The following is a 17,646-nucleotide window of genomic DNA, read 5'->3' on the forward strand; positions in this document are numbered from 1 at the left end:
GTATAAATTGATTAATAAAACCAAATTGGAAGCAGTATTTTTAATTGGTTAAAACTCCATTACTTTTAAAAACTTTGCTAAAAAACAGTACCTGATACGGTAATGCATTTTCCCAATATTCCCAAGTATGAGCTCCTGGCCGCTCTGTATAATCATGAGAAACTTTACTATATACAAGTCTCCTGTGTAATTCTCTATTAGACTCAATAAGAAAATCATCAACACCACAATCGATAATTAATGCTAGTTTATTCGCTTTAATTTTATCAACCATACCTAATACTGCGTTTTGTGTGTACAAATCCTGATTAGTGCTTTGATCCCCAAAAACAGGCTGCATTAATTTTATAACCTGGTCATTTGGTTCTCTGCCCAACATTCCTCCCATATCTACAGCACCGCTCATGCTTCCTGCCGCACAAAATAATTCAGGATGTTTTGCCGAAAGGGACAAAGCACCATGACCACCCATAGAAAGTCCTGCTATTACACGTCCTTTTTTATCATTAATGGTTCTATAAGTTTTATCAATTTTTTGAATTACTTCAGACGTTATATAGGTTTCAAACTGACTGCCTTTATTTACAGGACTGTCCAGATAAAAACTAAAAGTTTCTCCCTCTGGCATTACAATTATAATATTATATTGATCGGCCAAATTCTTTACTGTCATTTTATTTGGAGTACTAGACAGCCAATCAGAAAAATGTCCATATGCTCCATGCAAAAGATATAATACAGGATACGCTGTTTTTCCTTTAGCGTAAGAATTTGGCAATACGACTGCAGCTTTATAAGTCTTATTCATTGCTGCACTAGGAATCTGCAAAGTATCTACTGTTGAAGCGAAAGACAAAATGGTATTGCCAAATAAAAATGCAATACATACTATAAGTAACTTTTTCATATTATTTTTTTTATAATGTTGAATTGTAAATATACAATTTCCTAAAATAAAAAAATAAGCTAACTTTTAGATAAATTACTCAATGAGAGACTTTAATTCATGTCTGTACTGCGAAGCACTTTTGCCTGTAAAGGCTTTAAATGATTTATTAAAATGACTAAAATTATTAAATCCGCTTTCGAAACTAATTTCAGAAATACTTTTGTTATTTTCAGACAAAAGTTTTGACGCATGAACCAAACGGTAATCATTTACAAAAGTGGTAAATGTTTTGTTAGTTATTTTTTTAAAATACCTGCAGAATGAAGGAGTCGTCATACTCACCAAACTGGAAACAGTATCAAGCTGAATAGATTCCTGAAAATTATCTTTTACATAATTAAAAACTACATTGATACGATCATTGTCCTGAACCTGCATTTCCAACGTAAACCCGTCGGCATTCAAAATCGTGTATTCATTATTGGTTTCCAAAGTATTCAAAACACGGATCATTCTTAACAAGCGGTCAAAAACGGATTGATTTTCCATATCTTCCATCAAGCCCGCAACTAACTTCTTGGTTTCGGGACCAAAAGCAATACCTGCTTTTGCTTTATTCAAAAGCCGCTGAATATTTTTCAATTCCGGAATTTCCAGAAAATCATTACCTAAAAAATCAGGGCGCATCTGAATTACGGTTTCATTCTTATTACCTGTTTCCTCGTTGGTAAATCCGCAATGTGGCAGATTACTGCCTATGAGAACTAAATCTCCATCCGAATAATACGATATATGACTTCCTATCTGTCTTTTTCCAGACCCCCCGTTTACATATACCAATTCAATCTCTGGATGATAATGCCATAAATCCGATTTACAATTGCTATTTTCTACATATTTTGAAAATGTAAAAGAACTTCCAAAAGTCGGTGCAATAACTTCTAGTGTTGGATTTATTTTTTTCATGAGCTTTTGTTTAAAAACTACTCAAATTTACCAAAAAAGAGTTCTATATTATCCAATTTTAACATACAACGTTTTCGTGAGGTTAAAATAGCATAGATATTGGAAAAAACTGTTGTGTAGTGCAATCGATTATCTCTATACATTTGTAATAGAAATTTTTAATACTAAATTTAAAAAACAAAACATATGAAAACGATCTTAAAAATTAGTCTAGTAGTATTAGTTGCAATGACAACAATGAGTACTTATGCAACGAATGGTGATTTTGCTTTAAAAGTAATGAGCGGTAATGGGAAAGAAATTAGTTTTGCTGTAAATCAAATTCAAAAAGTTAATGTAACTATTACAGATAAATTTCACAATGTAATTTATTCTGAAGTAGTAACTGGAAAACAAGGTATATTAAAAACTTACAGCTTAGAAGAATTTCCAGTAGGAACTTACTTTTTGGAAGTAGAAACAAATTCTAAAAAAGTAACTCACGAAATTGTTGTTTCAAGAGAAACTTCAACTTTATCAAGTAAATCATTAGCTTCAGCTAATATCTAGTAGATCTCTTTTAGACTTACTGATTCAAAAAAAACAAAAACAGCTCCTGAAATGGAGCTGTTTTTGTATAAAATAAAACCACCAGACTACATATTTCTTCTATACTGTCCTCCTACTTCAAACAAAGCTTCGGTAATCTGCCCTAAAGAACACACCTTTGTTGCTTCCATCAGGTGTTCAAATAAATTATCTCCTTTTATTGCAGCTTCCTGCAGTGTCGCTAAATGTTCTTTTACCAAAACGGCATGACACTGATGCAGATTGTCCAGCATTGCAATTTGATATTGTTTTTCTTCTTCTGCTGCACGAATTACTTCTGCAGGAATAACCGTTGGAGAACCTTTGGAACTCAAGAATGTATTTACACCCACAATTGGAAATTCGCCAGTATGTTTCAAAGTTTCATAATACAAACTTTCCTCTTGAATTTTAGAACGCTGATACATCGTTTCCATTGCGCCAAGCACTCCGCCGCGTTCTGTAATTCGGTCAAATTCTTGAAGAACTGCTTCTTCAACTAAATCGGTCAATTCTTCAATTATGAATGAGCCTTGAATAGGATTTTCATTTTTGGCAAGACCCAATTCTTTATTAATAATCAGCTGAATTGCCATTGCTCTTCGCACTGATTCCTCAGTTGGTGTTGTAATCGCTTCATCATAAGCATTCGTATGCAATGAATTACAGTTATCATATATTGCATACAATGCCTGCAACGTCGTACGAATATCATTGAAATCAATTTCCTGTGCATGCAGTGAGCGTCCCGAAGTCTGAATGTGATACTTCAGCATTTGGGCTCTTTCATTGGCCCCGTATCTATTTTTCATGGCTTTCGCCCAAATTTTTCGAGCTACACGGCCAATTACAGCATATTCCGGATCGACACCATTGGAGAAAAAGAACGATAAATTTGGTCCGAAATCATTAATATCCATGCCACGACTCAAATAATATTCTACATAAGTAAAACCATTTGAAAGCGTGAAAGCCAATTGCGTAATTGGATTGGCACCAGCCTCGGCAATATGATAACCCGAAATAGATACCGAATAAAAGTTTCTGACATTTTGGGCAATAAAATATTCCTGAACATCTCCCATCAATCGCAATGCAAATTCTGTTGAGAAAATACAGGTATTTTGGGCTTGATCTTCCTTGAGAATATCTGCCTGAACGGTTCCCCTAACTTTTTTGAGCGTTTTGGCTTTTATTTTATCATATACATCTGCGGGAAGTACCTGATCTCCTGTCACTCCAAGAAGAAACAATCCCAAACCATTATTTCCTTCAGGCAGATCACCTTGATAATGCGGGCGCTCTACTCCTTTTTCTTTATATATTTTACTGATTATTGCAGTAACCTCATCTTCAAGGTTGTTTTCTTGAATATAATGTTCGCACTGCTGATCAATGGCTGCATTCATAAAAAAACCAAGCAGCATAGGCGCCGGTCCATTAATTGTCATACTCACTGATGTCATGGCATGAACCAAATCGAATCCTGAATACAGTTTTTTAGCATCATCCAGACAGCAGATTGAAACCCCAGCATTTCCAATTTTTCCGTAAATATCCGGACGCAGATGCGGATCATTTCCATATAAAGTAACACTGTCAAAAGCAGTCGAAAGCCTCTTAGCCGGCAGTCCTGCACTTACATAATGAAAACGTTTGTTTGTTCTTTCAGGCCCGCCTTCGCCCGCAAACATTCTTGACGGATCTTCACCATCACGTTTAAACGGATACAAACCTGATGTAAAAGGAAATTCCCCAGGAACATTCTCTTGCAGACACCAGCGCAAAATATCGCCCCAGGCTTTGTACTTTGGCATAGATACTTTTGGAATCTGAGAATGTGACAGCGACTCTGTATGCGTAGCCATTTTTATTTCTTTGTCACGAACTTTAAAAGTATAAACAGGATTTTTATACAGGCTGATTTTTTCATCCCAATTGAGAATCATTTCCCAATTGTAGGGATCCAAATCCATTTTTACTTTATCAAATTGATTCAGCAAAAGATTGATAAAAATTCTGTTCTCATCGTGTTCTGCCAATGCATTTGGAAGAACTGAACTGTCATCAATTCCTGCTTTGTTAATCAAAGGAACTTTTCCAGAAACACTTTCCAGCGTTTTGAAAATTCCGTATAATTTTTGAGCCACTTGTTCTTGACTCAAAGCTGTAGTATCATATTTTCTGTTATTTTCGGCAATTTCAGATAAATAACGGGTTCTATGAGGCGGAATTACAAAGATTTTCTCGCTCATTTCACGGGTAATTTCAAAAGTCGATTTCAAATCAGAATCGGTTTTTTCTACTATTTTATCCATGATGGATTTATACAAAGTATTCATCCCTGGATCATTGAACTGCGAAGCAATCGTTCCATAAACCGGCATCGCATCTGGATTTACATCCCAAAGATTATGGTTGCGCTGATACTGCTTTTTCACATCTCTAATAGCATCCAAAGCACCACGTTTGTCAAATTTATTTAAAGCTACCAAATCAGCAAAATCGAGCATGTCGATTTTTTCTAATTGAGTTGCTGCGCCAAATTCTGGAGTCATAACATATAGTGAAACATCGGAATGGTCCATAATCTCAGTATCCGATTGCCCGATTCCTGAAGTTTCCAGAATTATAATATCGTATTTTGCCGCTTTCAAAACTTCAATAGCTTCGGCTACATATTTTGATAATGCCAGATTGGATTGACGCGTCGCCAATGAACGCATATATACTCGAGGATTGTTAATCGCATTCATTCGGATTCTGTCACCTAACAATGCACCTCCAGTTTTTCTTTTGGATGGATCAACAGAAATTAATCCAATCGTTTTTTCTGGAAAATCAATTAAAAAACGGCGAACTAATTCGTCTACCAATGATGATTTTCCTGCGCCTCCAGTTCCTGTGATTCCAAGTACCGGAATTTTTGAAGTTTTATTTTTTTCGTGAATTATATCAAAGAAAGGTTTCGCAATTTCTGGAAAATTCTCGGCTGCCGAAATTAAACGTGCAATAGCCGTTGGTGTTTTAGATTCTATTAAATCCAGTTCATTTGTCAGCTTATCGCCGATCGGAAAATCAGAACGTTCTACCAAATCATTAATCATTCCCTGAAGTCCCATAGCGCGCCCATCGTCTGGAGCATAAATTCTGGTGATTCCGTAAGCTTGTAATTCTTCAATTTCAGAAGGAAGGATTACACCGCCGCCTCCGCCAAAAATCTTGATGTGACCCGCTCCTTTTTCCTGAAGCAAATCGTACATGTATTTAAAATATTCATTGTGCCCTCCTTGGTAAGAAGTCATCGCTATGGCATTAGCATCTTCCTGAATCGCGGTGTTCACCACTTCCTCTACACTTCGGTCATGACCAAGATGAATTACTTCGACTCCTGTGGACTGAATAATCCTTCTCATTATGTTTATTGCAGCATCATGGCCATCAAAGAGTGATGCAGCAGTTACGATTCGGACTTTATTTATGGGTACGTACGGTTTAACTAATTCCATTTTATGAATATGATAATTTAACGGTGCAATTTACATAAATTTTAAAATAAAAATCAATAAAATCAATATAAAACACAAAATATGGCAACGTTGTTTTTTCCTAAGAAAACAGGGCTGTTTTCACAAAAAATTGGTATTTTCGAGGCCTAGCCCAATAAAAATGATTTAAGATTTTTGACTAACGATATTTGATTTTTGAAGTTCTAAAACTTATAAAAACAATAATCTTTGCGTTCAGCAGTATAAAAATCTAAAATCAGAAATCGTTCATCATCATTCAAAAATCCATAGGAATTGCTCCTAATTATTTAGAAAATTTAAACAAATGCAAAGAATTACCATACTTATACATTGTGAAGATAAAAAAGCGATTATTGCCTCGGTAACTAATTATATCGCTTCAATCGATGGAAATATTACCTACTTAGACCAGCATGTTGATGCCGATGAAAACGTTTTTTTTATGCGGTTAGAATGTCAGTTCAGTAAACTCGATTGGAATATTGAATCAATTAAAAGCCACTTTCAAGAAAATCTTGCTACGCCTTTCAATATGACCTGGGAAATGTATCCCCAAGATCAAAAGCCCAAAATGGCTTTGTTTATTTCAAAATACGATCACTGTCTGTATGACATATTGGGACGTTATTGCGCAGGTGAATTACCACTTGAAATTCCTTTAATAATAAGTAACCATGAAGATTTAAAATGTGTGGCAGAACGTTTTAATATTCCGTTTTATCATGTTCCTTTTACAAAAGACAATAAAGAAGAGGGCGAAAAAGCCCAGATTGAATTATTAAAACAATTTGATATTGATTTCATCGTTCTGGCCCGCTACATGCAGATTATCACTCCAAATTTAATCGCGCTGTACAAAAACAAAATCATTAATATACATCATTCTTTCCTGCCGGCATTTCCAGGAGCAAAACCTTATCATTCTGCCTTTAAGCGCGGTGTGAAAATTATTGGTGCTACTAGTCATTATGTTACTGAAGGTTTAGACGAAGGCCCAATTATTGAACAGGACATTTCAAGAGTAACGCACAGCCACTCTATAGAAGATTTTATTATGAAAGGACGGGATTTGGAACGTATAGTACTTGCAAGAGCAATAAAACTGCATGCAGAGAGAAAAACTATGGTATATAACAATAAAACGGTTGTGTTTTCTTAAAGTAATCTCAGAGCAAAACTTTACATTTTTTTTAGGAAAATTTCAAATTGGTGAGACACATGATTTATATACATTTGAAAAAAATAAAAATAAAAATGAAAAAAGCTCTATTCCTACTTTTAATCCTGCCTGCCATTAGTAATGCCCAATTTAAAGACATTTTAGCAAAAGCGAAAGAAAAAATAAATTCCGTTACGAACACAAACAGCAGTTTAGATATCGCTGCTGGATTAAAAGAAGCCCTCAACAAAGGAGTTACTGAACAAGTGTCTAAATTAACAGCAATGGATGGTTTCTATAAAAACGAAGCTGTAAAAATTTTAATGCCGGAAGAATTAGCAAAAGTTGATAAAACCCTGCGAAAAATGGGAATGTCAAAATTGGCAGATGAAGGTATTCTGGTTTTAAACAGAGCTGCCGAAGATGCTGTAAAAGAAGCCACACCTATTTTTGTATCAGCAATTAAAAACATAACTATAACAGATGCTAAAGGCATTTTGCTGGGGAATGAAAATGCCGCAACGGTTTATTTACAATCGGCAACTACAACTTCGCTGTATGTTAAGTTTAACCCAGTTGTTCAGCAGTCTATAGGCAAAGTTGGAGCTGATGTAATCTGGACCAAAATAATAACGCAGTACAATACAATCCCATTTGTAACCAAGATAAATCCTGATCTTACAGATTATGTCACCTTAAAAGCGCTGGATGGTGTTTTTAAAATGATTACCATCGAAGAAAAAAACATCAGAAGTAATATTGATGACAGAACATCAGATGTTTTGAAGAAAGTATTCGCTTTACAGGACAACAAATAATATCCTTAAAAATCAAATAGTTATATCTGAAAAATATCAGAATTTTAATATGTTAAAATTACATTTAAAAACTTAACTTTTGAAGATTAACTAATAACAATTCCTTAACAGCAATAATTAAACAATATACTGATCTTTGCAATGTAATAAACTGGTTATTTATTATTTTGGTTTTGGTTAGTTATAAAATTGCCTGCAGCTATAAGTTGCAGGCATTTTTTATTTAATATTGTTAGATTTATTTAGTGTTATTTATAAAACACAAAACTGCGGTATTGAAAGCATTTGGCTGTTCTACATTGACCACATGCCCGCATTTTTCGATTACAAATAATTGAGAGGATTTATAATGACTTTCTACAACCTTGCGAACAGACGGCAAAAACATATAATCTTCTTCGCCCATAACATAAAGTGTTGGAATATTCAATTCTACCTGACGGAACCACTTTAATACAGGATTTATCTCGGCAGTGAGTTTAAACCATTTTATAAATTCTTTTTGGTACAGCTTCTTAGCTTCAGTAATAAAAAGAGATCGTGACTGCTTATGGCTTTTTTTAGGCATGATCACAAAAGCAAAAAATTTATATAAAACCAAATAAGGCAATACATACTTAAAAGTGTTTCCTAACCGCATTAATATTTGGGAACGAAAATTCATTTTTAAGATCGCTCCGCCAAGAATCATGGTCTGAACTCTGTCAGGATACATTTCAGCCAACTGCCGAATAAGAATTGTTCCCAATGAAATACCTACAAAATGTGATTTTTCAATTTTCAGATGGTCCAAAACTTCGAGAATATCATTGGCTAAAGCCGAAAAAGTATATTTTTGCTTGAAAGCCGTTTTTAAAGTAGTTTTGGATTCGCCATGTCCCCTTAAATCAAGAAGTAAGACATTATAGTCCTTTTTGAAATCTCTAATCTGCTTGAACCAAATAGACGAACTTCCTCCAGCGCCATGCACAAATGTGACCCATTGCTCACTGTTTTCGTTCCTATATAATGTATAATTAATCACTTATGTTTTTTTTGCTGGACAAATATAGTTCTTTTTTAGACTTTTGGATTGCTGGTTTTTCAGATTATTAGACTGTTCCGCTTCTGATTTGTTAGATTTTAAACTTTTTAAATACTATTATGCAGGTATTTAAAGTAATCGAAAGCCTTCAATAATCGGCTTCCGTACCATGAAAACATTTCTCCGTCCACTAAAATAGCTTGTGCACTATTCGTAAATTTCACTATGTCATAGCCATCCTCTGCTTTAAAAGGAAAAGGCTCTGAAGAAAGCAGTGCCAAATCCAAACTTCCGTCAGGATCCATTTTTTCAAGATCAATTTCTGGGTATCTTTCTCGGGAAGCATACTGATTCTGAAAATGGTTCAGCTTTAACAATTCATCAATAAAAGTTCCCGAACCGGCCACCATATAAGGATTCTTCCAAATGAAGTAAGCCACTTTCTTAACCGGGATATCTTTTACAAACTCTTTAAAACCGCTCAAAGCAAAAGTTAATTTATCGTTCCATTTTCTAGCTTCGGTTCTTCGGTTGAAAATCTGGCCAAAGTCGGTTATCATTTGAAAATTATCTTCGATAGTGAAAATATCAGTTACCCAGACTGAGCATATCTTTTTTAATTCTTCGACTATTTCCTGAGTATTCTCTTCTTTATTACAGATAATAATATCGGGATTGAGCTCGCGGATCTTGTCGTAATTCACTTTCTTGGTTCCGCCAACTGTTTTTTTAGTCGATTTTAAATGATAAGGATGCACGCAAAATTTTGTGATTCCAACGATATTTTCTTCCAAACCCAAATCATAAAGCAGTTCGGTTTGAGAAGGTACAAGAGAAACGATTCGTTTTGGAGTTATTTCAAAAGAATGAGAAAAACCGACCTGATCTTTTAACTGCTTCATTTTGTTTACTTGTTGGATTGTATATATAAACGCAAAGTTCGCTAAGATTTACGCTAAGAACGCAAAACTATCTACTTTACGAACCTTGTGAAAAAACTTAGCGAACTTAGCGTTTAAATTATATTCAAAGGGGGCTTTAAACTCATTAACTTTTTATGCTTTTAAAACCTCCTCCATTTCCTGCTGCATTTTCAAAGCTTCGGCTCTGGCTGCATCGGCAAAATCTGTTCCGTTTGAGGCATAAAGAATCGCTCGGGAAGAATTAATCAGTAATCCTACATTATCATTCATTCCGTATTTACATACTTCAGAAAGGCTTCCTCCTTGCGCGCCAACGCCAGGCACAAGCAGGAAACTGTCAGGAACAATTTTACGGACTTCGGTAAAATATTCTGCTTTTGTAGCTCCTACAACATACATCAGGTTTTCAGAATTTTTCCAAGTTTTAGAAGTTTCCAAAACCTGTTTGTACAATTCCTTTCCATTTACCTCCAAAGTCTGGAAATCGAAAGCACCTTCATTAGACGTCAAAGCAAGCATTATGGTGTGTTTATTTTCGAAAGCAAGAAAAGGCTCTACTGAATCTTTTCCCATATATGGAGCAACAGTCACACTGTCAAAATTTAAATCCTCAAAAAAAGCTTTAGCATACATAGAAGATGTATTTCCAATATCTCCTCTTTTGGCATCAGCAATAGTGTAAATTTCAGGATATTTTTCATTGATATATTCAATAGTCTTCTGCAGTGAAGTCCATCCTTTTAATCCGTAAGCTTCAAAGAAAGCAATATTGGGTTTATATGCCACCGTCAAATCATGCGTCGCATCAATAATGGCTTTATTAAATTCGAAAATAGGATCTTCTAATTCTAATAAATGCTGTGGAATTTTATTTAAATCTACATCTAAACCTACGCATAGAAATGATTTTTTAATTTGGATCTGTTCGCAAAGCTGTTGTGTTGTCATGTAAAATTTATTGTGGTTGGCAAATTTACAAACTTGAATCTAATAAAACTTGGAATTTTGCAACATTCCTTAATAATTGTGTAAGGGTTTTGGAAGACTGCTGCAATAATTTTGTAAACAGCCTGTAGAGATATTCGATACAGAAATAAAAATATGTGACTAATTTTAAAATACATCTATTATGAACACTACAGAAATCAAAGGAAACTGGAACGAGATTAAAGGAAAACTAAAACAGCAATATGCCGACCTTACTGATGACGATTTATTGTACGAAGAAGGAAAAGAGGATGAAATGTATGGAAAAATCCAAAAAAGAATTGGTAAATCGAAAGATGAAATTACAAAATGGATTGCAGATTTGTAATTGATTATTCCAAATAACAAAATTGAACTGTCTATACTTTTTACTAATTTCTATTTTTTATAGAGGTTATTAATTTCCTATAGGCAGTTCTTTATTCTAAAAAAACTTATCCATGAATCTAAACAATACAGACAATCACTTTGCATTAGACCTGCTGGGCTCTGTTTTGATTGTTTTTATTGCATACATGTTACAGGATTTTTTAATCCCCTTATTCTTCGCTATTATTCTAAGTGTTTTAATTTATCCAATCGTACAATATTTTGAATCAACACTTTGTTTTAACCGGATTCTTTCGATAACAATTGCTATAACAATTTTTGTTTCTTTGGCTTTTACTGTTTTTATTTTAATAGGTTTTCAATTTGAAGAAATAGTCGACAAAAGCGATACCTATTATAAGGAAATAGAACAAAAAATAAGCCCGTTAGTAACACAAACCGAAAAAACGACTGGTATACACAGGGCTGATGTAATTGAAGATAAGCAATTAGAAATAAAAGAAATAGCAAAACAAAATTCAACTGGAATTATGAATTTCATTGCTACTTCAGGAAGTATTTTAGGCGATTTCATTTTGACACCGCTCTATATGTTTCTGTTTCTATTATATCGGAATTTCTTAGTCAGTTTTTTATACAAAACAACTGAGAAAGTTTGTCACAGAACAAAAATGAGAAACATTCTAAGCGAACTTTATAAAGTACAGCGAAGTTATTTATTAGGTCTGCTTATTGTGATGACAATTGTAGGTATTCTAAACAGCCTGGGATTGCTTCTTTTAGGAATTGAACATGCTTTTTTCTTTGGGTTCTTAGCATCCCTATTATTGTTAATACCTTACATTGGTATTGTAATTGGTTCTCTTTTGCCTGCATTAATAGCTTTGGCAACAAAAGATTCTTATTGGTATTCTATTGGAGTAATCGGTATATTTGGATTCATACAGTTCCTTGAAGGAAACTTTATAACTCCAAAAATCACTGGCTCCAAAGTTTCGCTAAATGTTTTCGCATCAATCCTGTCTCTTATTCTATTCTCGATGCTGTGGGGAATTCCGGGAATGATATTAGCCTTACCAGTTACAGCTTCACTAAAAGTTATATTTGATAATTCCGAAAAATTAAAGCCAATAGGTTTTTTACTGGGAGAAGCAAAGGAGAAATACTTTAGCAATAAAGCAAAAAACAGATTAAAAATCTGGAAAAGAATTAGGCTTCAAAACTCGAAAATTTAGGTCGTGTTAAAAGTTCCTTTACAGGAAAATATAATTAACAATTATCAGGAAAATTTCGAACACGAGAATGAAAACATAAGTTAACAAACAATATTTTGCTATATTTTACAATATTTTTAATTACTTTAGTAACAAATAATTTTGATCATGAGAATATTTATTAAATTTGATTTCAATAATACTTGTAAAAAAATTCTTGAAGAAAAACTGGAGGAATGCCAAATAAAACATAGAATTCTTGGTTTTGGAGAAGTTGAATTTTTAGAAAAGGTTTCGACAGAAAAAATGGATTTGTTTAGCAAATCATTGGATCGATATGGAATTGAGATTGTTGAAAATCAAAAAACAATTTTAATACAAAAAATTAAAGACGCGATAGTAGATATGGTTTTTAATGAAGATAGTGCCGTTAATGTAAAAAGCTCGGTTTATCTATCAGAAAAACTTAATCATTCATATGGTTATTTATCTAATATTTTTTCTGAAGTAACTTATACTTCTATTGAAAATTTTATCATCCTCCAAAAAATAGAATATACAAAGCAATTAATCATCAACAATCAGCTGTCATTAACAGAGATAGCCTTTAAACTAAATTATTCCAGTGTTGCACATTTAAGTTCACAGTTTAAAAACACTACTGGTATAACACCTTCAGCCTTCCAGAGAATTATCAACAAACGAAGGGAAATTGCCTCTAAAAAATAAAAACAAAAAAACATGCAGCACGATTCTATACTTATAACACTAGCAGACGACGACGAAGACGATAGATTATTTTTTATTGATGCTTTCGAAGAATTAAAAATCAATACAGTAGTCAATACAGTCAACAACGGGAGAGAATTATTGAACTATATAAATGATCCTGAAACCATATTGCCAAACATCATTTTTTTAGATTTAAACATGCCTATTTTAAACGGGATCGAATCTTTGAAAGAGATTAAGCAAAATGAAAGATTTAAAGACATTGTCATAGCCATATATTCTACCTCGTCATCAGATCAGGATGTGGAAGACACGTTTGTTCTGGGCGCAAATATATACATTAAAAAACCGAGCAATTTTGATAGTTTAAAAAAAGTATTATCAGAGATTGTTACAATAAACTGGCAGTATCATACCAGTGGTTTGAATAAAGACACCTTTTTGCTTCGATTATAATCCCAATTAACAACTTATATGATAGAAGCATGATACAAAATGCTTAACATACAACGAAGAAGATATTTGAATTACATATGACCAATAAAAAATTATTACCAACATATGAAATACTATAGATATCAATCTTCAATTTATCATAAAATTATTTTTACAGTAAGCCTATTTATATTGTTTTTTATTAGTGTGCTTACTGTAAAACATATCAATAATATTTCGAATTCTACAAAACTGCTCATGCATACGTATGAAGTGAATTTAGAATTAGAACATTTATTTTCTGATATAAAGGATTCCGAAAATAATATGAGAGGTTATATAATCTCAAAAGACAACCTTTATTTAATCCTTTATAAAAACGACATAAAAAGCATAAATAACTCATTTTCAATTCTAAAAAGATTAACCAAAAACAATCCCGAACAACAGAAAAAGTTAGAATCACTATATAAAACAATCAACAAAAGATATGACTATATATCAAAGTATTCTAATTCAAATCAAAATGTAGATTTATTAAAAGACTATGATTTCAAAAAAGATTTCAGAGAAAGCAGCAGGCTTTTAATTGATATCAGAATCAAGTTAAATGATATGGTTCATAATGAAAAGTCTAATTTGACCATACAAAATTCTATATATGACAGGCAGATATATTTTACTCCAATTATAACATTGGGCATACTGTTTATCACGCTTTTACTTCTAATTTTCACCTACGCTCAAACTACAAAAGACATAGAAAAACTGCAGACTGCAAATGTCAAATTAAATAAATCTCATTTTTTAAGCAATCAAGCTGAAATTCTCTCTGAATTTGGCACTTGGGAATGGAATTTAAGCAATAATAAAATAATTTATTCTGATAATTGTTATCGAATATTTGGCATTGAGCCTATTTCTGCTGAAGCTGATCAGGAGAAAATAACAAACCTTATACATCCTGAAGACGTAGCAGTCGTAGACTCCTTATTTGAAAAATTTACTACCGAAGATGATGTTCCTCAATCCTCTTTCAGAATTATCAAACCAGATGGAGAAATCCGTATTTTAAGATCGGTGGGTAAATTATTTATTGATAATCTTGGAAATAAGACAGTATTGGGAGTAACAGGTGATATTACCGATGAGCATAATAAAAATGAATTATTAAAAAGCAATTACGAAGATTTAATTAAAATCAATAATCAGTTAAAAATATTTGAAGAGTCAAGCAAACAGGCCGAAATTATTGGAAAATATGGCAGCTGGATTTTAAATTTCGATACTTCAAAAATCACATTCTCAGACAACAGGTATAGATTACTGGGATATGAACCACAGGCATTTGAAGCATCTATTGACAATTTATTCGAATATGTACATCCAGAAGATAAAAAAAATGTTGACAGAGCATTCAAAAAGGCTTTAACTACAATGGTTCTTCCTTCTATAAACTACAGGATAATTACTAAAGACGGCAAGATTAGACATTTCAGGACCACCGCAAAATCCTTCACTGATCTGAGCGGTACGCAAAGCATGATTGGAACCAGCCGGGATGTTACCGAGGATTATAATAAGAGTTTACAATTAAAACAGCGCAATAAAGAATTAGAAAAACATATTAAAGAATTAGATGAATTTAATCAAGTAGCCAGTCACGACCTGCAGGAACCTTTGCGAAAAATTCAAACTTTTATTTCTCGAATCAATGAGAAAGAAAAAGAAAACCTGACAGACACTGGTAAAGAATATTTATCAAGAATGGAAATGGCGGCCAAAAGAATGCGTGTATTAATCGACGATTTATTACAATATTCTAAAGCCAATCGATCCGAAAAAAATCTTGTAAAAACTGATTTAAACGAAATACTAAATGATAGTCTAGCCGAATTGTCGCAAAGTATAGAAGACAAAAAAGCTATAATTAATCATACAAATTTACCAGCGGTTAACGGTATAGCTTTCCAAATGCAGCAGTTATTTTCTAATCTATTAAGTAATTCTTTAAAATACTCTAAGGCAGATACTCCTCCAATAATCACGATAGACTGCACAGAAGTAACTGCAAAAACAGAAACTCTTTTAAACGAAAAAAGTACAAAAAAATATTACAAAATCACTTTCACTGACAACGGAATAGGATTTGATCAAGAACACTCAAAAAAAATATTCTTACTATTTAACCGCCTTCATGGCAAGACAGAATATCACGGGACTGGTGTAGGCCTAGCCATTTGCGAAAAAATCATGGAAAATCACAAAGGCTTCATCTTTGCCAGCAGTAAAATTAATGAAGGCGCTACCTTTACAGTTTATTTTCCTTTCCTATCATAGTTTCATAATATTGTTGTGGAAATAATATAAGGCAAAATAAAAATTTTATAATACTCATTATTCATTGATTCAGAACTTTGTAACAAAACCAAGGCGATGAAAAAGCATTATAATTTACACTCCATTCGCTGCAATTCACTCTTATTTGCTATAATCTTTTGTATGGCATCTTGCAGTAATCAAGAAAATAAATACACTAATTTTTTTTATAAGATGGAATCTGCCCCAGAAGAACCCATAATAGATTTTAGTACAATTGACTGCTTAAATGAATCAAATCAAAAAGCTATAGAACTCTCAAGTAAATCTTTAAGATTGACTACTGATTTAAAAACACTTGAACTTCTGCTGAAGATAAAAAGAGACCACAAAAAAATCAATTCAGATTTTAAAAGATTGACAAACGATAATTTAATTATCATTCCCAAACCTATTTATAATATCGATGTCAGCAATGATACTATCCATCATCAAAAACCTGAATTTGTAATCTTAAAAAAATTACAGACTGAAATTAAAAATCAAATTACATCATTTGACATCATTGAAAAAAAGACCAAAAATAATGACTTTAAACTATTTGCAATACAATCAAAGAGAATATTGAACGATAATAATGAGGCATTAAAAACACTATTAAGCAGTTAAAATGAGTAAGTCAAAACAATATATAATTTCCTTGATAAATGTTATCAAAAATGCTGTAAACTGTTTTTCGGAGCATAAAGTATTAAAAATGAGTGCCGCATTGTCTTACACAACCATGTTTTCTATGGGACCTCTACTGCTGGTAATTTTGTTTTTATCAGATTTATTTTGGGGCAGAGAAGCGACAGAGGGAACAATCTATAATCAAATTAAGAGTTTTGTAGGACCGTCTGGTGCATCCCAGATTCAGACAATAATAGAAAATTTGAGCATATCCGATAAAGGAAATATCGCTGGATTAATTGGAATTGTGACCTTGTTAATAGGTGCAACATCCGTATTTGCAGAAATCCAAGATTCGATTAATACAATTTGGGGCATTAAACCGAAAAAAAAATCTGGATTTTGGTTATATCTGAAATCGCGTTTACTGTCTTTTGGAGTAATAGGAAGTTTTGGCTTTATCTTATTAGTTTCGTTAGGAATTTCTACGATAATGGATACTTTGAGTAATCGATTTTTATCACAGTTTCCGGACTCTTTGTTTTACCTGGTTTACATTATTAACAGTATAATGACATTTGTTGTTATTTCATTATTATTCGGAGCCATCTTTACCATTTTGCCAGATGCAGAAATAAAATGGAGACAGGTCCGCTTAGCTTCTTTTACAACTGCAATATTATTTATGATCGGGAAATTTCTAATATCATTTTATATTGCCAGTTCTAATATTCAAAATGTATACGGAACAGCGGGTTCGTTTGTTGTATTAATGATCTGGGTTTACTATTCATCAGTGATACTTTATTTTGGCGCAGAGTTTGCCAAAAGTTATGCGATTCAATTTTCGAGTGCAATCGTGCCATCAAAATTTGCTGATCTTGTGCATTCGGTAGACATTGTTTCTGAGGAAAATACAGTCCAGAAAGCAGATCGGGAACTCCAAGCCATAAAACTTCAAAATCCTCATAATTAAATAATTACAAAAATATTCAAGTATTAAACTTCCCTTATTTAGGGATTTTTTTTTATTTCATATCTACCCTATTTTAATTGAATGGAAATTATATAAAACAACAAA

General features: G+C 32.9%; 16 protein-coding genes. 10 read left to right on the plus strand and 6 right to left on the minus strand.

Annotated elements, in window-relative coordinates:
- Window positions 1–40: 40 nt before the first annotated feature.
- Together C8P67_RS02420 and C8P67_RS02425 are read right to left on the minus strand one after the other, a co-directional pair.
- On the minus strand, window positions 41–907 hold the full coding sequence (locus C8P67_RS02420) for an alpha/beta hydrolase (protein WP_115809990.1): 867 nt from the start codon (window positions 905–907) through the stop codon (window positions 41–43).
- A 75-nt stretch (window positions 908–982) separates the two neighbouring features.
- Window positions 983–1,855: an AraC family transcriptional regulator gene (locus C8P67_RS02425; RefSeq protein WP_115809992.1), complete on the minus strand. Its 873-nt coding sequence runs from the start codon at window positions 1,853–1,855 to the stop codon at window positions 983–985.
- A gap of 186 nt (window positions 1,856–2,041) precedes the next feature.
- Here C8P67_RS02425 and C8P67_RS02430 point away from each other — a divergent pair, with 186 nt between their 5' ends.
- Window positions 2,042–2,404, plus strand: a complete 363-nt coding sequence (locus tag C8P67_RS02430; protein ID WP_115809994.1) for a DUF3244 domain-containing protein — start codon at window positions 2,042–2,044, stop codon at window positions 2,402–2,404.
- Between the two features lie 86 nt (window positions 2,405–2,490).
- Here the strand turns inward: C8P67_RS02430 and C8P67_RS02435 are convergent, their stop codons facing one another.
- Window positions 2,491–5,931: a methylmalonyl-CoA mutase family protein gene (locus C8P67_RS02435; RefSeq protein WP_115809996.1), complete on the minus strand. Its 3,441-nt coding sequence runs from the start codon at window positions 5,929–5,931 to the stop codon at window positions 2,491–2,493.
- 325 nt (window positions 5,932–6,256) lie between these two features.
- Here C8P67_RS02435 and purU point away from each other — a divergent pair, with 325 nt between their 5' ends.
- The gene (purU, locus tag C8P67_RS02440; RefSeq protein ID WP_115809998.1) at window positions 6,257–7,111 is read left to right on the plus strand and encodes a formyltetrahydrofolate deformylase; all 855 of its coding nucleotides are present in this window, start codon (window positions 6,257–6,259) and stop codon (window positions 7,109–7,111) included.
- A gap of 95 nt (window positions 7,112–7,206) precedes the next feature.
- Window positions 7,207–7,929, plus strand: a complete 723-nt coding sequence (locus C8P67_RS02445; protein WP_115810115.1) for a DUF4197 domain-containing protein — start codon at window positions 7,207–7,209, stop codon at window positions 7,927–7,929.
- 238 nt (window positions 7,930–8,167) lie between these two features.
- Here the strand turns inward: C8P67_RS02445 and C8P67_RS02450 are convergent, their stop codons facing one another.
- From C8P67_RS02450 to pyrF, 3 genes are all read right to left on the minus strand, one after another.
- Window positions 8,168–8,953, minus strand: coding sequence for an alpha/beta fold hydrolase (locus C8P67_RS02450; protein ID WP_115810000.1), 786 nt, complete (start codon window positions 8,951–8,953; stop codon window positions 8,168–8,170).
- Window positions 8,954–9,060: 107 nt separating this feature from the next.
- Entirely contained in the window at window positions 9,061–9,855 is a 795-nt protein-coding gene (locus tag C8P67_RS02455; protein ID WP_115810002.1) for an ABC transporter substrate-binding protein, read from the minus strand.
- 153 nt (window positions 9,856–10,008) lie between these two features.
- Window positions 10,009–10,824, minus strand: a complete 816-nt coding sequence (gene pyrF, locus C8P67_RS02460) for an orotidine-5'-phosphate decarboxylase (RefSeq protein WP_115810004.1) — start codon at window positions 10,822–10,824, stop codon at window positions 10,009–10,011.
- A 181-nt stretch (window positions 10,825–11,005) separates the two neighbouring features.
- On the opposite strand from pyrF, the gene C8P67_RS02465 reads away from it, so the two are divergent.
- The 7 genes from C8P67_RS02465 (at window position 11,006) to C8P67_RS02495 (ending at window position 17,541) form a co-directional block, all read left to right on the plus strand.
- Window positions 11,006–11,191 carry a CsbD family protein gene (locus C8P67_RS02465; protein WP_115810006.1) on the plus strand — a complete coding sequence of 62 codons (186 nt, stop codon included), beginning with the start codon at window positions 11,006–11,008 and terminating at the stop codon, window positions 11,189–11,191.
- A 112-nt stretch (window positions 11,192–11,303) separates the two neighbouring features.
- Window positions 11,304–12,428: an AI-2E family transporter gene (locus tag C8P67_RS02470; protein WP_115810008.1), complete on the plus strand. Its 1,125-nt coding sequence runs from the start codon at window positions 11,304–11,306 to the stop codon at window positions 12,426–12,428.
- Between the two features lie 147 nt (window positions 12,429–12,575).
- Window positions 12,576–13,136 (plus strand): helix-turn-helix domain-containing protein, encoded by a 561-nt coding sequence (locus C8P67_RS02475; protein WP_115810010.1) that lies wholly within the window; start codon window positions 12,576–12,578, stop codon window positions 13,134–13,136.
- A 12-nt stretch (window positions 13,137–13,148) separates the two neighbouring features.
- Window positions 13,149–13,595, plus strand: a complete 447-nt coding sequence (locus tag C8P67_RS02480) for a response regulator (protein ID WP_115810012.1) — start codon at window positions 13,149–13,151, stop codon at window positions 13,593–13,595.
- A gap of 105 nt (window positions 13,596–13,700) precedes the next feature.
- Window positions 13,701–15,914, plus strand: a complete 2,214-nt coding sequence (locus tag C8P67_RS02485) for a PAS domain-containing protein (RefSeq protein ID WP_115810014.1) — start codon at window positions 13,701–13,703, stop codon at window positions 15,912–15,914.
- 213 nt (window positions 15,915–16,127) lie between these two features.
- Complete coding sequence (locus tag C8P67_RS02490) at window positions 16,128–16,562, plus strand: hypothetical protein (protein ID WP_147298186.1); 435 nt, start codon at window positions 16,128–16,130, stop codon at window positions 16,560–16,562.
- A 1-nt stretch (window position 16,563) separates the two neighbouring features.
- Window positions 16,564–17,541 (plus strand): YihY/virulence factor BrkB family protein, encoded by a 978-nt coding sequence (locus C8P67_RS02495; protein ID WP_115810018.1) that lies wholly within the window; start codon window positions 16,564–16,566, stop codon window positions 17,539–17,541.
- Window positions 17,542–17,646: the final 105 nt, after the last annotated feature.

It is taken from the genome of Flavobacterium aquicola (assembly GCF_003385115.1).
GTDB lineage: Bacteria > Bacteroidota > Bacteroidia > Flavobacteriales > Flavobacteriaceae > Flavobacterium > Flavobacterium aquicola.